The sequence below is a fragment of the Acidisoma sp. 7E03 genome (genome assembly GCF_054665075.1).
In genome coordinates this window covers 167,989-182,934 of the sequence record NZ_BAAFHE010000003.1, presented here as the reverse complement: position 1 = coordinate 182,934, position 14,946 = coordinate 167,989, and the positions used below count along the sequence as shown (strand labels likewise).

At 65.8% G+C, this 14,946-nt stretch carries 13 protein-coding genes; 12 read left to right on the top strand and 1 reads right to left on the bottom strand.

The features are described from left to right. Positions 1 to 89: 89 nt before the first annotated feature. On the bottom strand, positions 90 to 971 hold the full coding sequence (gene hemF, locus ACYQ6W_RS06270) for an oxygen-dependent coproporphyrinogen oxidase (protein ID WP_459674240.1): 882 nt from the start codon (positions 969 to 971) through the stop codon (positions 90 to 92). Positions 972 to 1,118: 147 nt separating this feature from the next. Between hemF and ACYQ6W_RS06265 the strand changes: the two genes are divergently transcribed. The 12 genes from ACYQ6W_RS06265 (at position 1,119) to ACYQ6W_RS06210 (ending at position 14,944) form a co-directional block, all read left to right on the top strand. After that, positions 1,119 to 2,018, top strand: a complete 900-nt coding sequence (locus tag ACYQ6W_RS06265) for an S-methyl-5'-thioadenosine phosphorylase (RefSeq protein ID WP_459674239.1) — start codon at positions 1,119 to 1,121, stop codon at positions 2,016 to 2,018. A 102-nt stretch (positions 2,019 to 2,120) separates the two neighbouring features. Further along, positions 2,121 to 3,791 carry a Na+/H+ antiporter gene (locus tag ACYQ6W_RS06260; protein ID WP_459674238.1) on the top strand — a complete coding sequence of 557 codons (1,671 nt, stop codon included), beginning with the start codon at positions 2,121 to 2,123 and terminating at the stop codon, positions 3,789 to 3,791. Positions 3,792 to 4,163: 372 nt separating this feature from the next. Beyond that, positions 4,164 to 5,858, top strand: a complete 1,695-nt coding sequence (gene leuA, locus ACYQ6W_RS06255) for a 2-isopropylmalate synthase (protein WP_459674237.1) — start codon at positions 4,164 to 4,166, stop codon at positions 5,856 to 5,858. Continuing rightward, entirely contained in the window at positions 5,855 to 6,628 is a 774-nt protein-coding gene (locus tag ACYQ6W_RS06250; protein ID WP_459674236.1) for a class I SAM-dependent methyltransferase, read from the top strand. The genes leuA and ACYQ6W_RS06250 overlap by 4 nt, the downstream gene beginning before the upstream one ends. 466 nt (positions 6,629 to 7,094) lie before the next feature. Further along, a complete protein-coding gene (locus ACYQ6W_RS06245) occupies positions 7,095 to 7,604 on the top strand; it encodes a hypothetical protein (RefSeq protein WP_459674235.1) in 510 nt (169 codons plus the stop codon). A gap of 267 nt (positions 7,605 to 7,871) precedes the next feature. Then, positions 7,872 to 8,831: a pyruvate dehydrogenase (acetyl-transferring) E1 component subunit alpha gene (pdhA, locus tag ACYQ6W_RS06240; protein ID WP_459674234.1), complete on the top strand. Its 960-nt coding sequence runs from the start codon at positions 7,872 to 7,874 to the stop codon at positions 8,829 to 8,831. A 5-nt stretch (positions 8,832 to 8,836) separates the two neighbouring features. After that, positions 8,837 to 10,192, top strand: a complete 1,356-nt coding sequence (locus ACYQ6W_RS06235; protein ID WP_459674233.1) for a pyruvate dehydrogenase complex E1 component subunit beta — start codon at positions 8,837 to 8,839, stop codon at positions 10,190 to 10,192. Between the two features lie 12 nt (positions 10,193 to 10,204). Next, on the top strand, positions 10,205 to 11,497 hold the full coding sequence (locus ACYQ6W_RS06230; RefSeq protein ID WP_459674232.1) for a pyruvate dehydrogenase complex dihydrolipoamide acetyltransferase: 1,293 nt from the start codon (positions 10,205 to 10,207) through the stop codon (positions 11,495 to 11,497). A gap of 19 nt (positions 11,498 to 11,516) precedes the next feature. Then, positions 11,517 to 11,999 (top strand): N-acetyltransferase family protein, encoded by a 483-nt coding sequence (locus ACYQ6W_RS06225; RefSeq protein ID WP_459674231.1) that lies wholly within the window; start codon positions 11,517 to 11,519, stop codon positions 11,997 to 11,999. Positions 12,000 to 12,048: 49 nt separating this feature from the next. Further along, entirely contained in the window at positions 12,049 to 13,446 is a 1,398-nt protein-coding gene (gene lpdA / locus ACYQ6W_RS06220; protein WP_459674230.1) for a dihydrolipoyl dehydrogenase, read from the top strand. 62 nt (positions 13,447 to 13,508) lie between these two features. Beyond that, on the top strand, positions 13,509 to 14,471 hold the full coding sequence (gene lipA / locus ACYQ6W_RS06215) for a lipoyl synthase (protein WP_459674229.1): 963 nt from the start codon (positions 13,509 to 13,511) through the stop codon (positions 14,469 to 14,471). Beyond that, positions 14,471 to 14,944 (top strand): type II toxin-antitoxin system RatA family toxin, encoded by a 474-nt coding sequence (locus ACYQ6W_RS06210; protein WP_459674228.1) that lies wholly within the window; start codon positions 14,471 to 14,473, stop codon positions 14,942 to 14,944. Before lipA ends, ACYQ6W_RS06210 begins: the two co-directional genes overlap by 1 nt. Positions 14,945 to 14,946: the final 2 nt, after the last annotated feature.

Below are 14,946 nucleotides of genomic sequence, written 5' to 3'. Positions count from 1 at the left end.
GTAATGGAGGCCGCGTGATCAGGACGTCTTGACGGTGAAGTTTGGGCGCCTGTGCCTTCTATTTGTCAACAACTTACTGCGTGACGCTGCTACGGCCAGCGCACTTCCGGCGGCATGCTCATCAAGATGGCCTCGGTATTGCCGCCGGTCTTGAGGCCGAAGAGCGTGCCGCGGTCATAGAGCAGATTGAACTCGACGTAGCGCCCGCGGCGGATGAGCTGGTGCTCACGCTCCTCCGGCGTCCAGCGCGCGGCCATCCGGCGCCGCACGATACGGGGATAGACGTCGAGAAAGGCCATGCCCACGTCGCGGGTGAAGGCGAAGTCGGCCTCCACGTCGCCGGTGCGGTGCTGGTCGTAGAAGATGCCGCCCAGGCCGCGCGGCTCGCCCCGATGCGGCAGGTAGAAATACTCGTCGCACCATTGCTTGAAGCGTGCATAGAAATCCGCCCCGTGCGCGTTGCACGCGGCCTTGAGCGCCGCATGGAAATCCGCCCCATCCTCGCGCGCTTCCGCCGTGTCCGGCCGCATCGGCGTGAGATCGGCGCCGCCCGCGAACCAGCCGTGGCGGGTGATGATCATGCGCGTATTCATGTGCACGGCCGGGACGAGGGGGCTCTGCATATGGGCGACGAGACTGATGCCAGAGGCCCAGAAGCGTGGGTCTTCTGATGCGCCGGGGATGGCCGCGCGGAACTCCGGGCTGAATTCACCGAAGACGGTGGAGCAGTTGACACCGACTTTTTCGAAGACGCGGCCACGCATCACGCTCATCACGCCGCCACCACCGCCCTCGCGCGTCCAGGTGCTCCGCTCGAAACGTCCGGCGGCCCGGTCGGCGAGCGGTCCGGTCTGCTCGTCCTCGATGCTTTCGAAGGCGGCGCAGAGACTGTCCCGCAGTTCGTGGAACCAGGCCTCGGCGGCGCTGCGCAGGTTCATGTGGCCAAGGGCCGGATCCACGGTGTCGCTCATCTGTCAGTTCTCTCCGACCGGTGACGAGATGGCAAGGAAGGCCGCATGGCCCATGTCGCGCCTTGCCACCGACCGCCGCCTGTTGTTGAAGCCCTTCATCCAATGATCTGTGCTGCCTCGGCGGCGGAAGGCAAGAAGGGGTGTGCCATGGCTGATGGTGTGACGGATACCGTGGAGCCGCTCGTCGGCATCCTCGGTGGCTCCGGCCTCTATGACATCGACGGGCTGGAGGACAAGGAGTGGCGGACGGTCGAGACCCCCTGGGGCATGCCGTCCGACCAGCTGCTCTTCGGCCGGCTGCATGGGCTGCGCTGCGTCTTCCTGCCGCGCCACGGCCGCGGCCACAAAGTCTCGCCCTCCGAGCTCAACTACCGCGCCAATATCGACGCGCTGAAGCGCGTCGGCTGCACCGACGTTCTGTCTCTCTCCGCGGTCGGCAGCCTGAAAGAGGAGCTGCCGCCCGGCCACTTCGTGATCGTCGACCAGTTCATCGACCGCACCTTCGCCCGGCCGAAGACCTTCTTTGGCTCGGGCTGCGTCGCCCATGTCTCGATGGCGCATCCCGTGTGCGGCCGTCTTGGCGAGGCGCTGGAGGCGGCGGCCCGCGAGATCGGCCTGCCGGTGACGCGCGGCGGCACCTATCTGACGATGGAAGGGCCGCAATTCTCCACCTATGCCGAAAGCGTGCTCTACCGCTCCTGGGGCTGCTCGGTCATCGGCATGACCAACATGCCGGAGGCAAAGCTCGCCCGCGAAGCCGAGCTTTGCTACGCGACGGTCGCGATGGTCACCGATTACGACTGCTGGCACGAGGATCATGATGCGGTGACGGTGGACCAGGTGGTGCGCGTCCTGCTCGGCAATGCCGATAATGCCCGCGCCCTCGTCAAGAAAGTGCTCCCGGTGGTGGGTCAGAGCCGCGGCCTCTGCTCCTCCGGCTGCGATCGGGCGCTGGAATACAGCCTCATCACCGCGCCCGCCGCGCGGGACCCGCAGATGGTGGCAAAACTCGATGCCGTGGCCGGCCGCCTTCTGAAGGCCGGCTGAGCCGAGCGCTGCCTTGAACGGGGAAGGCCGGGCGGCGATGCCCGGCTGCCTCCCACTGGAACTGCGGTCGCGCCTGCGGCCCGCAGGTGGAACCCGGACCCCATGCATCTGACGACGATCATCCTCGTTCTGCTCTTCGTCACCGCCCTTTCCAATCTTTTGGTGCGGGTCGTCCGGGTCCCACTGCCGCTGTTGCAGATCGCGATCGGCGCGGCCTGCGACATGGCAGGCTTCCATGTCTCCTTCGACCCTGACCTGTTCCTGCTGCTCTTCATCCCGCCGCTGCTCTTCTCGGACGCCTACCGGATACCAAAGCGGGAGTTGACGGAAGCCGGTGCGCCGGTTTTCGCGCTGGCCGTCGGGCTCGTGCTCTTCACGACCGTCACCGTCGGCTATTTCGTCCACGGCATTCTGCCTTTCGTGCCGCTGGCGGCGGCCTTTGCGCTGGCGGCGGTGCTCTCGCCGACGGATGCGGTGGCGCTTGCCGGCATCCTCAACGGGCGCGCTCTGCCGCGGCGCGTGATGCACATCCTGCGAGGGGAGGCGCTGCTGAACGACGCGTCGGGCCTCGTCTGCTTCCGGGTCGCGGTCGCTGCCGTCCTCGCCGGCAGTTTCTCCCTCGGCGATGCGGCGCTCAATTTCGTCGTCGTCGCGGCCGGCGGTCTCGGCGTCGGTGCCGTGCTGGGCTGGCTTTTCTTCCAGCTCGATCAGAGGTTTCTGAGCAAGCAGACCCAGGAAGCCTCGATCTATGTCGTGCTGGTCCTGCTACTGCCCTTCGCAGCTTACCTGCTTGCCGAGCATCTCGAGGTCTCGGGTATCCTGGCCGCCGTCGGCGCCGGGCTCACGCTCAACTATTGCGATCCCTTCGGCGGCAGCCACACCAATACCCGGCGGCACACCTTCGCTTTCTGGAACGTGCTGGAGTTCGCTTTCAACGGGCTGATCTTCCTGCTGCTCGGCTTGCAGTTGCCCGGCATCCTCGGCGATGGCGTGAAGCGAACCATCCAGGCGGGCTATTCGCCCTGGTCGCTGCTTGCGGTGATGATCATGATCACCGCTGCGCTCTTTGCTTTCCGCTTCCTCTGGGTGTTGCTCACCTCGCTGCTCCGTACCGTCATCAACAAGGCCCGCGGGCGGCGGCAGGGGCTCGGTTTCCCCGGTATCGTACCGCTGCTGGTAGCAACCGTCGCCGGGGTCAGAGGTGCCGTGACCCTGGCCGGCATCCTATCGCTCCCTTTCTACATCCCGACCGGCGAGACCTTCCCGATGCGCGGCCTGCTCATCTGTCTCGCGAGCGGCGTGATCGTCCTGTCCCTTGCCGTTGCCGTCATTGGCCTGCCGCTGCTGCTGCCGCTGCTGCGTCTGCCCGAGGTCGATCCGGTCGAGGCGGAGCTCGCGGTCGCGCGGCGATTGATGGCCGAACGCGCCATCCTCGACCTGGAAGAGCGGATCGAGGCGGGGCTGCGCCGCCGCCAAGGTGCGCTGGAACGCAACGCCTATGAGGAGATTTCTGGACGGGTTCTGGCCGATTACCGGCTCAAGCTCGAGGGGCGGGACGACGAGAACGAGAACCATGAAAAGGCGCAGGAAGACCGGCGGGCCGAGGTTGCGCTGCGGTTGCGCGCCATTAGGGCCGAGCGGGCGGAGATGCAGCGTCTGCGCCAGCGCCACGCCATCAATGACGAGGCCGTGCAGACGCTGATTGAGGAGCTGGACGTCGAAGAGGAAGCCCTGTCCCGCATGGCCGCCGCTTTGCCCGATCCGGCGCGGTGATCCCGCTTCCCGGGCATGGGACGGTTGCGCACCTCCCGGTTGCGGGGGGCGGCAGATGCGGGCAGGGTCGCGGCATCATGACGATGCTGGACATCATGCAGAGCGCTTCGGCGCTTCTTGGGCGACTTAGCACCGCGGCACTCTGAACGAGTCCGTGACCTTCCGCCGTGCCCGCGGGCACGCATCTGCCCCGTCCGCCGTCTGATCGAGTTTCCCATGATCCGTAGTCTGACTGCACCTCGCATCGCTACTGCCCCGCTTCGGCTCAGGGCGCGACTTCGCTGCGGTCGCGGGCTTCCGGCCATGCCGCGACCGTAATCGGCCGATCTTCTGATCCTCACGACATTTTCCTGACCGAAACGAGCGCCCGCGATGATGCTGAGCAACCCCGCCACCAAATACCGCCCCTATGCCCATGTCGACCTGCCGGACCGGCAATGGCCGAACAAGCGGATCACCCAGGCGCCGCGCTGGTGTTCCGTCGATCTGCGTGACGGCAACCAGTCGCTGATTGACCCGATGGACGGCGAGCGCAAGCGCCGCTTTTTCGACCTGCTGATCAAGACCGGCTTCAAGGAAATCGAGGTCGCTTTCCCCTCCGCCTCCGAGACCGACTACAACTTCGTGCGCAGCCTGATCGAGGGCAATCTGATCCCCGAGGACGTGGCGATCCAGGTGCTGACGCAGAGCCGCGAAGAGCTGATCCGACGCACCATCGAAAGCCTGTCCGGCGCGCATCGGGCCATCGTCCATCTCTATAATGCGACCTCCGAAGTCTTCCGCCGCCTGGTCTTCAACCAGGACAAGGAAGGCACCATTGCGCTCGCCGTCTCGGGGACGAAGCTGATCAAGCAGCTGACCGACGAGCATCCCGAGACGATTTGGACCTATCAGTATTCGCCGGAAACCTTCTCCTTCACCGAGCCCGAATTCGCCCTCGAAGTCTGTGAGCGGGTGATGGACGTCTGGCAGCCGACGCCCGAGCGGCCGATGATCCTCAATCTGCCGGCGACTGTGGAAGTGGCGACGCCGAACGTTCATGCCGACCAGATCGAGTGGTTCTGCCGCCATCTGTCTCGTCGCTCCAGCGCGATCATTTCCCTGCATCCGCACAATGACCGGGGCACGGGTATCGCCGCCGCGGAGCTGGGGCTGATGGCGGGCGCGGACCGTGTGGAAGGCTGCCTCTTCGGTAATGGCGAGCGCACCGGCAACGTCGATATCGTGACGATGGCGCTGAACCTGTACACCCAGGGCGTCGATCCCAAGCTGGATTTCTCGGACATCCGGCGCGTCGTCAGCACCGTCACCTACTGCAACCAGATCGACGTGCATCCGCGCCATCCTTATGCGGGCGAGCTGGTCTTCACCGCCTTCTCCGGCTCGCACCAGGATGCGATCAAGAAGGGCTTCGCCGCCCGCAAGACGCAGAACGACGACATTTGGGAAGTGCCGTACCTGCCGATCGATCCACAGGATATCGGCTGCTCCTATGAGGCGGTGATCCGCGTCAACAGCCAGTCCGGCAAGGGCGGCGTCGCCTGGGTGCTGGAGCAGGACCAGGGCCTGCGCCTGCCGCGCCGGCTGCAGATTGCCTTCAGCCGCGTTGTCCAGGAAATCGCCGACCGCACGGGGCGCGAGACGACGACGGCGAACATCGTGCAGGCCTTCCGCGAGACCTATGGGCTGGACGGTTCCGGCCGCGTATCGCTGGTCGATTATGCGGTGTCGGGCAACGACAAGTCCGGCGGGCCGCGCCGTTTCACCGGCCGCATCGAGGTCGACGGCGAGACGCGGGCGATCGCGGGTGAGGGCAATGGCCCGCTCTCCAGCTTCGTCGATGCTCTGAACAAGGCGCTCGGTATTTCCATCGACATCGTGAACTACGATGAGCATGCGATTGGTGGCGGGTCGGGCACGCAGGCGGTCGCCTATGTCGAATGCGCCGTGCCGGGCGGCAAATCGGTCTTCGGCGTCGGCATCGACGTCGACAGCGGAGAGGCGGCCATGCGCGCGGTCTTGAGTGCGGCAAACAACGCCATGGCGGGCGTAGGAGTGGCGAAATGAACGGCATCAGCCAGGCGGAGAACGTCGAGAATCAGTTCGGTCCCCGGGCGGAGTCCTATCTGACCAGCGCCGTGCATGCGGAAGGCGAGGATCTGGCGCATTTCGCGGCCATGCTGGCCGAGGATGGCGCCGGCGCCCGGGTGCTCGACATGGGCTGCGGCGGTGGCCACATGTCCTTCGCCGCGGCACCCTTCGTGCGCGAGGTCGTAGCCTATGACCTGTCACCCGAGATGCTGATGGTGGTCGCTGGTGCGGCGGGCGAACGTGGCCTGCACAACGTGCTGACCGAACAGGGCGAAGCGGAAGATCTGCCGTTCGACGCAGAAAGCTTCGACTGGGTGGTGTCGCGATTCAGCGCCCATCATTGGTCCGATTGGCGCGCCGGGCTGCGGGAGGCTCACCGGGTGATGCGGCCGGGCGGCCGCGGCCTCTTCATCGATGTCGTGTCTCCGGCCCTGGGTGCTCTGGATACCTATCTGCAGACCGTCGAGGTGCTGCGCGACACCTCCCATGTGCGGGATTATACGGCGGCGGAGTGGGAGGCAGCGCTGGCGGCCAGTGGCTTCGTGGTGCAGGCCACCCGCCGGCACCGCCTGCGTATGGAATTCGCGTCCTGGATCGCGCGGATGCGCACGCCCGAGGTGATGGCGAATGCCATCCGCGCGCTGCAAGGCGCGGTCGCCGAGCCCGTGCGCCGGCATTTCGCCATCGAATCCGAAGGCAGCTTCATGATTGACGTCGCGACCTTCGAGGTCGTCCGCAGCTTCTGACCTTCGCCTGACATGCCCGCGTCTGCGGGCATGTCAGGGTCGGATCATGGGGCCCGTGTCGCCGAGGGTACAAGGGTCTCTTCCTTCAGATCCGCAATCGGTGGCAGGGAGGCGTCACGGGGCTGAGATCCCGGGCGAGGGCGGAGGATCGCCCGGAGACGGACGCAGCCGGGATGGTCTGTCTTGAATTGCGCCAGCCCGGGTGGATTTTCGATGCCATCCGGCACGAAGACGAAAGGAACCCGAAGATGGCGGGAGGACGGGGGCGGCTGTGCGACGGGCATGGCATCCTGACCACAAAACGTCAGTAAATCTAACAAAATTCAGAGCGAAATCGCAACTATAATTCCACTGGCAGCTATATGGCCTTTTTTGGTGACGCCCGGACGGTCACCGTTTCGACCTTGCGAGCCTGATCGGCCTGCCGGTAGGAGGCTGGGCGGTTCAACGAGAAGAAGGCTTCGTGATGCGCGGTGGTGGCGGCGATGGCGTGCTTCTGACCCTGATCCGGCGGATCTTCCCGTCCGACGCGCAGGCGCCGCCCCGGTTCCGTTGGCCGCGCTATGTGGCAACTCTCTATCTGCTGGTGGTCGTGGTCCGCAGCGGCATCCACCTCTTCAAGAGCGACGGGGGCGCGCATTCCATCGCCACCATCGACATCGCCGTCCCCGGAGGAGCGGATATCGTCGCGATGTTCGGCCAGTGGGGCGCGGTGCAGCTTCAGCTTGCCGTCCTGCTGCTGATTCTGCTCTGGCGCTGGCGAGGGCTGACGCCGCTCGTCCTGTTGACGCTGCTGGAGGAGCCGTTCCTCCGCGCTCTCGCCGGCCACCTCAAACCGCTGACGGCGGTGGGCACGCCGCCGGGTAAGGAGTTGAATTGGCTCGTCGTTCCGATCCTGGGGGTGGCCTTCATCGGTGCGATCTGGCCCCGCGAGCAAGACTTGCGAAGGCAGGGCGCGTGTACGGGCAATAACTGATCGAAGTGCGCCGCCTCCGGGTAATCGAACGGCGGTCAGCCCGCGGTTCGTTCTGGTCAGTCAGTCACTTAACCACTCTATGGTTAACGTCTCTTATTGCATTGCAACATCACGCTTTTTTCCGCATTGGCTTGTCGATCCGGCGCGAAATGGCTAGGTGTCGGCGACGAGTTTCGAGGACGTGGCCCTCCGCAGGCCCGCGAGACGGAGAATGGCATGGCCCAGACAGCGGCACCCCGTAAACGGACCAAAACTCCCGAGGTATCAATGGCCAAGGACGACCTTCTGCGCTTCTACCACGACATGCTGCTGATCCGGCGGTTCGAGGAGAAGGCGGGGCAACTGTACGGCATGGGCCTCATCGGCGGCTTCTGCCACCTCTACATCGGCCAGGAGGCCGTGGTGGTCGGCATCCAGGCGGCGCTGAAGCCGGGCGACCAGGTCATCACCAGCTATCGCGACCACGGCCATATGCTGGCGACCGGCATGGAAGCGCGCGGCGTGATGGCCGAACTGACCGGCCGTGCCACGGGCTATTCCCGCGGCAAGGGCGGCTCCATGCACATGTTCAGCAAGGCCAAGGGCTTCTACGGCGGCCACGGCATCGTCGGCGCCCAGGTCTCCATCGGCGCGGGCCTCGGCTTCGCCAACTGGTACCGCGGCAATGACAACGTCGCCGTCACCTATTTCGGCGAAGGCGCCTCCAACCAGGGCCAGGTCTACGAGAGCTTCAATCTTGCCGCCCTGCTCAAGCTGCCGGTGGTCTTCGTGATCGAAAACAACCGCTACGGCATGGGCACCAGCGTGGAGCGCGCTTCCGCCTCCAAGGATCTCTCCAAGAACGGCAGCCCCTGGGGCATTCCAGGCCTTCAGGTGGACGGCATGAACGTCGTCGCCGTGAAGGAAGCGGCCGAGAAAGCGATCGCCCATTGCCGCGCCGGCAACGGCCCCTTCCTGCTGGAGATGAAGACCTACCGCTATCGCGGCCACTCCATGTCCGACCCCGCGAAATACCGCACGCGTGAGGAAGTGCAGAAGATGCGCAGCGAGCGGGATTGCATCGAGGCCGTGCATCACAGCCTGACCGAGCTCGGCGTGGACGAGGCCGAGATCAAGAAGATCGACGACGCGGTGAAGGCCGTGGTGCAGGACGCGGCGGACTTCGCCCAGTCCAGCCCAGAGCCCGATCCGAAAGAACTCTGGACTGACGTGTTGGTGGAGGCCTGATCCCGATGGCGACCCAGATTCTGATGCCGGCCCTCTCGCCGACCATGACCGAGGGCAAGCTCGCCCGCTGGCTGAAGGCGGTGGGGGACGAGATCAAGGCCGGTGACGTGATCGCCGAGATCGAGACCGACAAGGCGACGATGGAAGTGGAAGCGGTGGACGAGGGCACGCTCTCCTCCATCCTCGTGCCGGAGGGTACCGAAGGCGTCGCCGTCAACACGCCGATCGCCGAGATCGGCGGTGGCAGCGAGACCAGCGTCGCGCCCGGCACGCCAGCCTCTCCGGCGCCCGCCGAAGTTGCCCCCAACCCGCAGCCGGCCGCCATCGCACCGCAGCCGATCGCGGCCTCCGCCGCGACGCCGGAGCCGGAAAAGGACTGGGGCCCGACCAAGCCGATCACCGTGCGCGAGGCGCTGCGTGACGCGATGGCCGCCGAAATGCGGGCCGATCCGGACGTCTTCCTGATGGGCGAGGAAGTCGCCCAGTATCAGGGCGCCTACAAGATCAGCCAGGGTCTGCTGGATGAGTTCGGTCCGCGCCGCGTCATCGATACGCCGATCACCGAGCACGGCTTCACGGGCATGGCCGTGGGTGCGGCGATGAACGGGCTGAAGCCCATCGTCGAGTTCATGACCTTCAACTTCGCCATGCAGGCGATGGACCAGATCATCAATTCGGCGGCCAAGACCCTCTACATGTCGGGCGGGCAGATGGGCACGCCGATCGTCTTCCGTGGCCCGAACGGCGCGGCCTCCCGCGTCGCCGCCCAGCACAGCCAGTGCTACGCCTCCTGGTACGCGCATTGCCCGGGCCTCAAGGTCGTCGCCCCCTGGTCCGCGGCCGATGCCAAGGGCCTGCTGCGCGCCGCGATCCGCGACCCTAACCCGGTCATCGTGCTCGAGAACGAGATCCTCTACGGCCACACCTTCGAATGCCCGACGGACGAGGATTTCATCCTGCCGATCGGCAAGGCAAAGGTGGAGCGCAAGGGCGAACACGTCACCATCGTCGCCTTCTCCATCATGGTCGACGTCGCTCTGCGGGCGGCGGAAGCCCTCGCCGAACAGGGCATCAGCGCCGAGGTCATCAACCTGCGCAGCCTGCGCCCGCTCGACACCGCGACGATCGTTGAGAGCGTGAAGAAGACCAGCCGCCTGGTGACGGTGGAGGAAGGCTGGCCCTTCGCCGGTATCGGGGCCGAAGTCGCCATGCAGATCATGGAAAACTGCTTCGACTGGCTGGATGCGCCGCCCGTGCGCGTGCATGGCGCGGACGTGCCGCTGCCTTATGCCGCAAACCTCGAAAAGCTCGCCCTTCCGCAGCCCCAATGGGTTGTGGACGCCGTCCGCAAGATCGTCTGAGGGAGCAAGCCGATGGCCATCAACATCCTCATGCCCGCGCTCTCCCCCACGATGACGGAGGGCACGCTCGCCCGCTGGCTGAAGAAGGAAGGCGAGGCGGTGAAGGCCGGCGACGTCATCGCCGAGATCGAGACCGACAAGGCCACCATGGAAGTGGAAGCCGTCGACGAGGGCATTCTCGGCAAGATCCTGGTCGCCGATGGGACGGAGGCCGTGAAGGTCAACGCGCCGATCGCGATCCTGGTGCAGGAAGGCGAGGCGGTGCCGAGCGATGCCGCTCCGGCCGCGGCACCGGCGGCCGCTCCGGCTGCGCCCGAAGCGTCGAAGGCCGAGGCCGCACCTGCCGCGCAGCCGGCGGCGCCTGCCCATGAGACCGGCAACCGCATCTTCGCCTCGCCGCTCGCCCGCCGCATCGCCAAGGAAAAGGGCGTCGACCTCGCCGGCGTGAAGGGTTCCGGCCCCAACGGACGTATCGTGCGGGCCGACGTCGAGGGTGCAAAGACCGCGCCTGCCGCCACTCCGGCGGCGCCCACGCCCGCGACGGCCGCTGCCATGGCGCCCGCCGCCGCACCGGCGCCGGCGGCCCCGAAGCCCGCCGCGATCACCGCGCCGCATCAGCTCGTGCCGCATACCTCGATGCGGAAGGTCATCGCCAAGCGCCTGACCGAGAGCAAGCAGAGCGTTCCGCATTTCTATCTGACGATGGATATCGAGCTGGATGCGCTGCTCAAGCTGCGGGCGGAGCTGAACGCCCGCTCGGCGAAGGACGGTGCCGCTTCGTTCAAGCTTTCCGTCAACGACATGATCATCAAGGCGGCCGCCATCGCGCTGCGCCGCGTGCCGAAGGTCAATGCGAGCTTCACCGAGGACGGCATCGCCTTCTACGACGACGTGGACATCTCCGTCGCCGTCGCGATCCCCGACGGCCTGATCACGCCGATCGTCCGCCGCGCCGACCAGAAGGGCCTGGCCACCATCTCCAACGAGATGAAGGATCTCGGGCTTCGCGCCCGTGCCGGCAAGCTGAAGCCCGAGGAGTTCCAGGGCGGCGGCTTCTCCATCTCCAACCTCGGCATGTTCGGGGTGAAGGACTTCCAGGCCATCATCAACCCGCCCCAGGCGGCGATCCTTGCGGTCGGCGCCGGTGAACAGCGGCCGGTGGTGAAGGATGGGCAGCTGGCCGTCGCGACGGTCATGTCTGCGACCCTCTCTGTCGACCATCGGGTTGTAGATGGCGCGCTCGGCGCCGAATGGCTGCAGGCCTTCAAGGCGATCATCCAGGAACCGCTCAACCTCATGCTGTGAGCAGGCAGGGGCCGGGTTCATGACGGAGGTGACGCTGCGGCTCGCGCGGCTGGAGGATGTGCCGACCATCCTCCATTTCATCCAGGCGCTGGCCCGCTATGAGCGGCTGGAGCATGAGGTGACGGCCACGGAGGAGGATCTGCGCGCCTCCCTCTTCGGCCACCCGGCGCGGGCAGAAGCGCTCCTCGCGGAGCAGGAGGGCCGGGCGGTCGGCTTCGCCCTCTGGTTTTACAATTTCAGCACTTTCCGCGGACGCCACGGGCTTTATGTCGAGGACGTCTTCGTGGACCCCGCCTGCCGCGGGGCTGGCATCGGCCGCCTGATCTTCCGCTTCCTGGCTGGCCACGCCATCTCACAGGGCTGTGCGCGGATGGACTGGGATGTGCTGGACTGGAACGAGCCCGCCATCCGCTTCTATCGCGCGCTCGGCGCGCAACCGCTTGACGACTGGACGAGGCAGAGGCTGACCGGCCCGGCCCTCGAAGCCCTCGCTCAGTCCTGACGTCTCACTCTTTCTTCAGGCGCCGGCTCGTAAGCAGAGGAATAGACCGATGGCCGAACAATCCTTTGATGTCGTGGTCGTGGGCGGTGGCCCGGGCGGCTATGTGGCGGCGATCCGTGCGGCCCAGCTGGGCTTGAAGACCGCGGTGGTGGAGCGCGAGCATCTGGGCGGCATCTGCCTCAACTGGGGCTGCATTCCCACCAAGGCCCTGCTGCGCAGCGCCGAGATTTCGCATCTTCTCGCCCATCTCGACGAGTTCGGCTTCTCGGCTGACAACATCAAGTTCGACCTCGAGAAAGTGGTGAAGCGCTCGCGCGGCGTCGCCAAGCAGCTGGCGACCGGCGTCGGCTTCCTTCTCAAGAAGAACAAGGTCACGGTGATCGACGGCCAGGCCAGGCTGGCCGGCAAGAACACCCTCTCGGTCGAGAAGGACGGCAAGCCGGTGGCGACGCTCAAGGCACCGCACATCATTCTGGCGACCGGTGCCCGCGCGCGCGACCTGCCGGGCATGGAAGCCGATGGCAAGCTCGTCTGGAACTACAAGACGGCCATGGTGCCGACCATGATGCCGAAATCCCTGCTCGTCATCGGCTCGGGCGCGATCGGCATCGAATTCGCGAGCTTCTACCTCAACATGGGCGCCAAGGTGACGGTCGTCGAAGTGATGGACCGCATCCTGCCCGTGGAAGACGAGGAGATTTCGGCCTTCGCCCGCAAGCAGCTCGAGAAGCAGGGCATGGTCATTCATACCGGTGTCGCGGTGAAGGGCCTGAAGAAGGGGACGGAGAACGTCACCGTCACCATCGAGGTCGCGGGCAAGCCGCAGGAGATCACGGTCGATCGTGTCATCTCGGCCGTCGGCATCGTCGGCAATGTCGAGAATCTCGGCCTGGAAGAGGCCGGCGTGAAGGTCGAGCGCACGCATGTCGTGGTGGATGGCTACGGCCGCACGAACGTCGAAGGCATCTACGCCATCGGCGATCTCGCCGGCGCACCGTGGCTGGCCCATAAGGCGAGCCATGAGGGCGTGATCTGTGCCGAGATAATTGCCGGCAAGAAGCCGCATCCGCTGAACACGGCCAATATCCCGGGCTGCACCTATTGCCGGCCGCAGGTCGCCTCCGTGGGCCTCACCGAAGCCAAGGCGAAGGCCGCCGGTTACGAAGTGAAGGTCGGCCGCTTCCCCTTCATCGGCAACGGCAAGGCCATTGCCATGGGCGAGCCGGAAGGCCTCGTGAAGACGGTCTTCGACGCGAAGACCGGCGAGCTGCTGGGCGCGCACATGGTTGGCGCGGAGGTGACGGAAATGATCCAGGGCTACGTCATCGGCCGTACGATGGAGACGACGGAAGCGGAGCTGATGGAGACCGTCTTCCCGCATCCGACGGTGAGCGAGACCATGCACGAAGCGGTGCTTGACGCCTTCGGCCGCGCCATACACTTCTAACCCGTCAGGGCTGCGGCCCGGGCCGTTGCCCGGGCCGTCGGTTCTCGTCATGGATAGGGATCATGGCCACTCGTCTGGTTATCGACCATCGCCATCCCGAAAAGGCTCATCGGCCCGATAATCCGGTTGCGCGCAGCAAGCCGGATTGGATACGCGTGCGCGCGCCGCAGCATCCCGTCTACCACGAGACGCGGGAGCTCATGCGCAGCAACAAGCTGGTGACGGTCTGTGAGGAAGCGGCCTGCCCGAATATTGGGGAGTGCTGGTCCCAGCGGCACGCGACCATGATGATCATGGGCGACACCTGCACGCGCGCCTGCTCCTTCTGCAACGTGCGCACGGGCATGCCGGACGCGCTGGACGCAGACGAGCCAAACCGGGTGGCGGATGCCGTCGCCAAGCTCGGCCTGCTCCATGTCGTCATTACCTCGGTGGACCGGGACGATCTGGCCGATGGCGGTGCGCGGCATTTCGCCGCGGTCATCGGCGCCATCCGGGCCGCGGCTCCGAGCACGACGATCGAGGTCCTGACGCCTGATTTCCTGCGCAAGCCCGGTGCGGTCGAGATCGTGGCCGAGGCGGCGCCCGATGTTTTCAACCACAATCTGGAGACCGTGCCGCGGCTCTATCCCACGATCCGGCCGGGCGCGCGCTACTACCAATCCCTTCGCCTGCTCGATCAGGTGAAGATGCTCAACCCCACGATCTTCACGAAATCCGGCCTGATGGTTGGCTTGGGTGAGGCCCGACCCGAAGTAGGCCAGGTCATGGATGACCTGCGCATTGCCGACGTCGATTTCATCACCCTCGGCCAGTATCTACAGCCGACGCCGAAGCACGCGGCGGTGGCGAGCTTCGTGACGCCTGACGAGTTCGCGGATTACGCCTCCATGGCCCGTGCGAAGGGCTTCCTGATGGTCTCGGCGACGCCGCTCACTCGCAGCTCCTACCACGCGGATGCCGACTTCGCGCAGCTCCGCGCGGCGCGCGAAGCGCAACTCGGCCAACTGGCAGCCACCGCCTGATGCCCCGCTACGCCGAACAGAAGCGGGTGCCCTATCAGCCCGGCCAGATGTTCGATCTGGTGGCGGATGTCGGCAAATATCCGCAGTTTCTGCCGTGGTGCGTCGGCGCGCGCATCCGCAGCCGGACGGAGACGGAGATGGTGGCGGATCTCACCATTGGCTTCGGACCCTTTCGCGAAAGCTTCACCAGCCGGGTGAAACTGCAGGCGCCGGACACGATCATCGTCCATTACGAGAACGGTCCGTTCAAATATCTCAACAATCGGTGGATCTTCAAACCCGATCCTCAAGGGTGCCTGATCGACTTTTTCGTCGATTTCGAGTTCCGCAGCCGGGTCCTGCAGATGGCCATCGGCACCGTCTTTGCGGAAGCGGTGCGCCGGATGGTCTATGCCTTCCTCAAGCGCGCGCGGGACGTCTATGGCGCGCCGGCGGCCCCCATGGCCGCCCAGCCCGCCGTTGCCAAGGGCTGAGG

Excerpts from the sequence above, each read along its gene's own strand:
- lipA (WP_459674229.1), top strand. The coding sequence starts at position 13,509 with ATGGCCACTCGTCTGGTTATCGACCATCGCCATCCCGAAAAGGCTCAT.
- ACYQ6W_RS06235 (WP_459674233.1), top strand. The coding sequence starts at position 8,837 with ATGGCGACCCAGATTCTGATGCCGGCCCTCTCGCCGACCATGACCGAG.
- lpdA (WP_459674230.1), top strand. The coding sequence starts at position 12,049 with ATGGCCGAACAATCCTTTGATGTCGTGGTCGTGGGCGGTGGCCCGGGC.
- ACYQ6W_RS06225 (WP_459674231.1), top strand. The coding sequence starts at position 11,517 with ATGACGGAGGTGACGCTGCGGCTCGCGCGGCTGGAGGATGTGCCGACC.
- leuA (WP_459674237.1), top strand. The coding sequence starts at position 4,164 with ATGATGCTGAGCAACCCCGCCACCAAATACCGCCCCTATGCCCATGTC.
- ACYQ6W_RS06260 (WP_459674238.1), top strand. The coding sequence starts at position 2,121 with ATGCATCTGACGACGATCATCCTCGTTCTGCTCTTCGTCACCGCCCTT.
- pdhA (WP_459674234.1), top strand. The coding sequence starts at position 7,872 with ATGGCCAAGGACGACCTTCTGCGCTTCTACCACGACATGCTGCTGATC.
- ACYQ6W_RS06230 (WP_459674232.1), top strand. The coding sequence starts at position 10,205 with ATGGCCATCAACATCCTCATGCCCGCGCTCTCCCCCACGATGACGGAG.
- hemF (WP_459674240.1), bottom strand. The coding sequence starts at position 971 with ATGAGCGACACCGTGGATCCGGCCCTTGGCCACATGAACCTGCGCAGC.
- ACYQ6W_RS06265 (WP_459674239.1), top strand. The coding sequence starts at position 1,119 with ATGGCTGATGGTGTGACGGATACCGTGGAGCCGCTCGTCGGCATCCTC.
- ACYQ6W_RS06245 (WP_459674235.1), top strand. The coding sequence starts at position 7,095 with ATGCGCGGTGGTGGCGGCGATGGCGTGCTTCTGACCCTGATCCGGCGG.
- ACYQ6W_RS06250 (WP_459674236.1), top strand. The coding sequence starts at position 5,855 with ATGAACGGCATCAGCCAGGCGGAGAACGTCGAGAATCAGTTCGGTCCC.
- ACYQ6W_RS06210 (WP_459674228.1), top strand. The coding sequence starts at position 14,471 with ATGCCCCGCTACGCCGAACAGAAGCGGGTGCCCTATCAGCCCGGCCAG.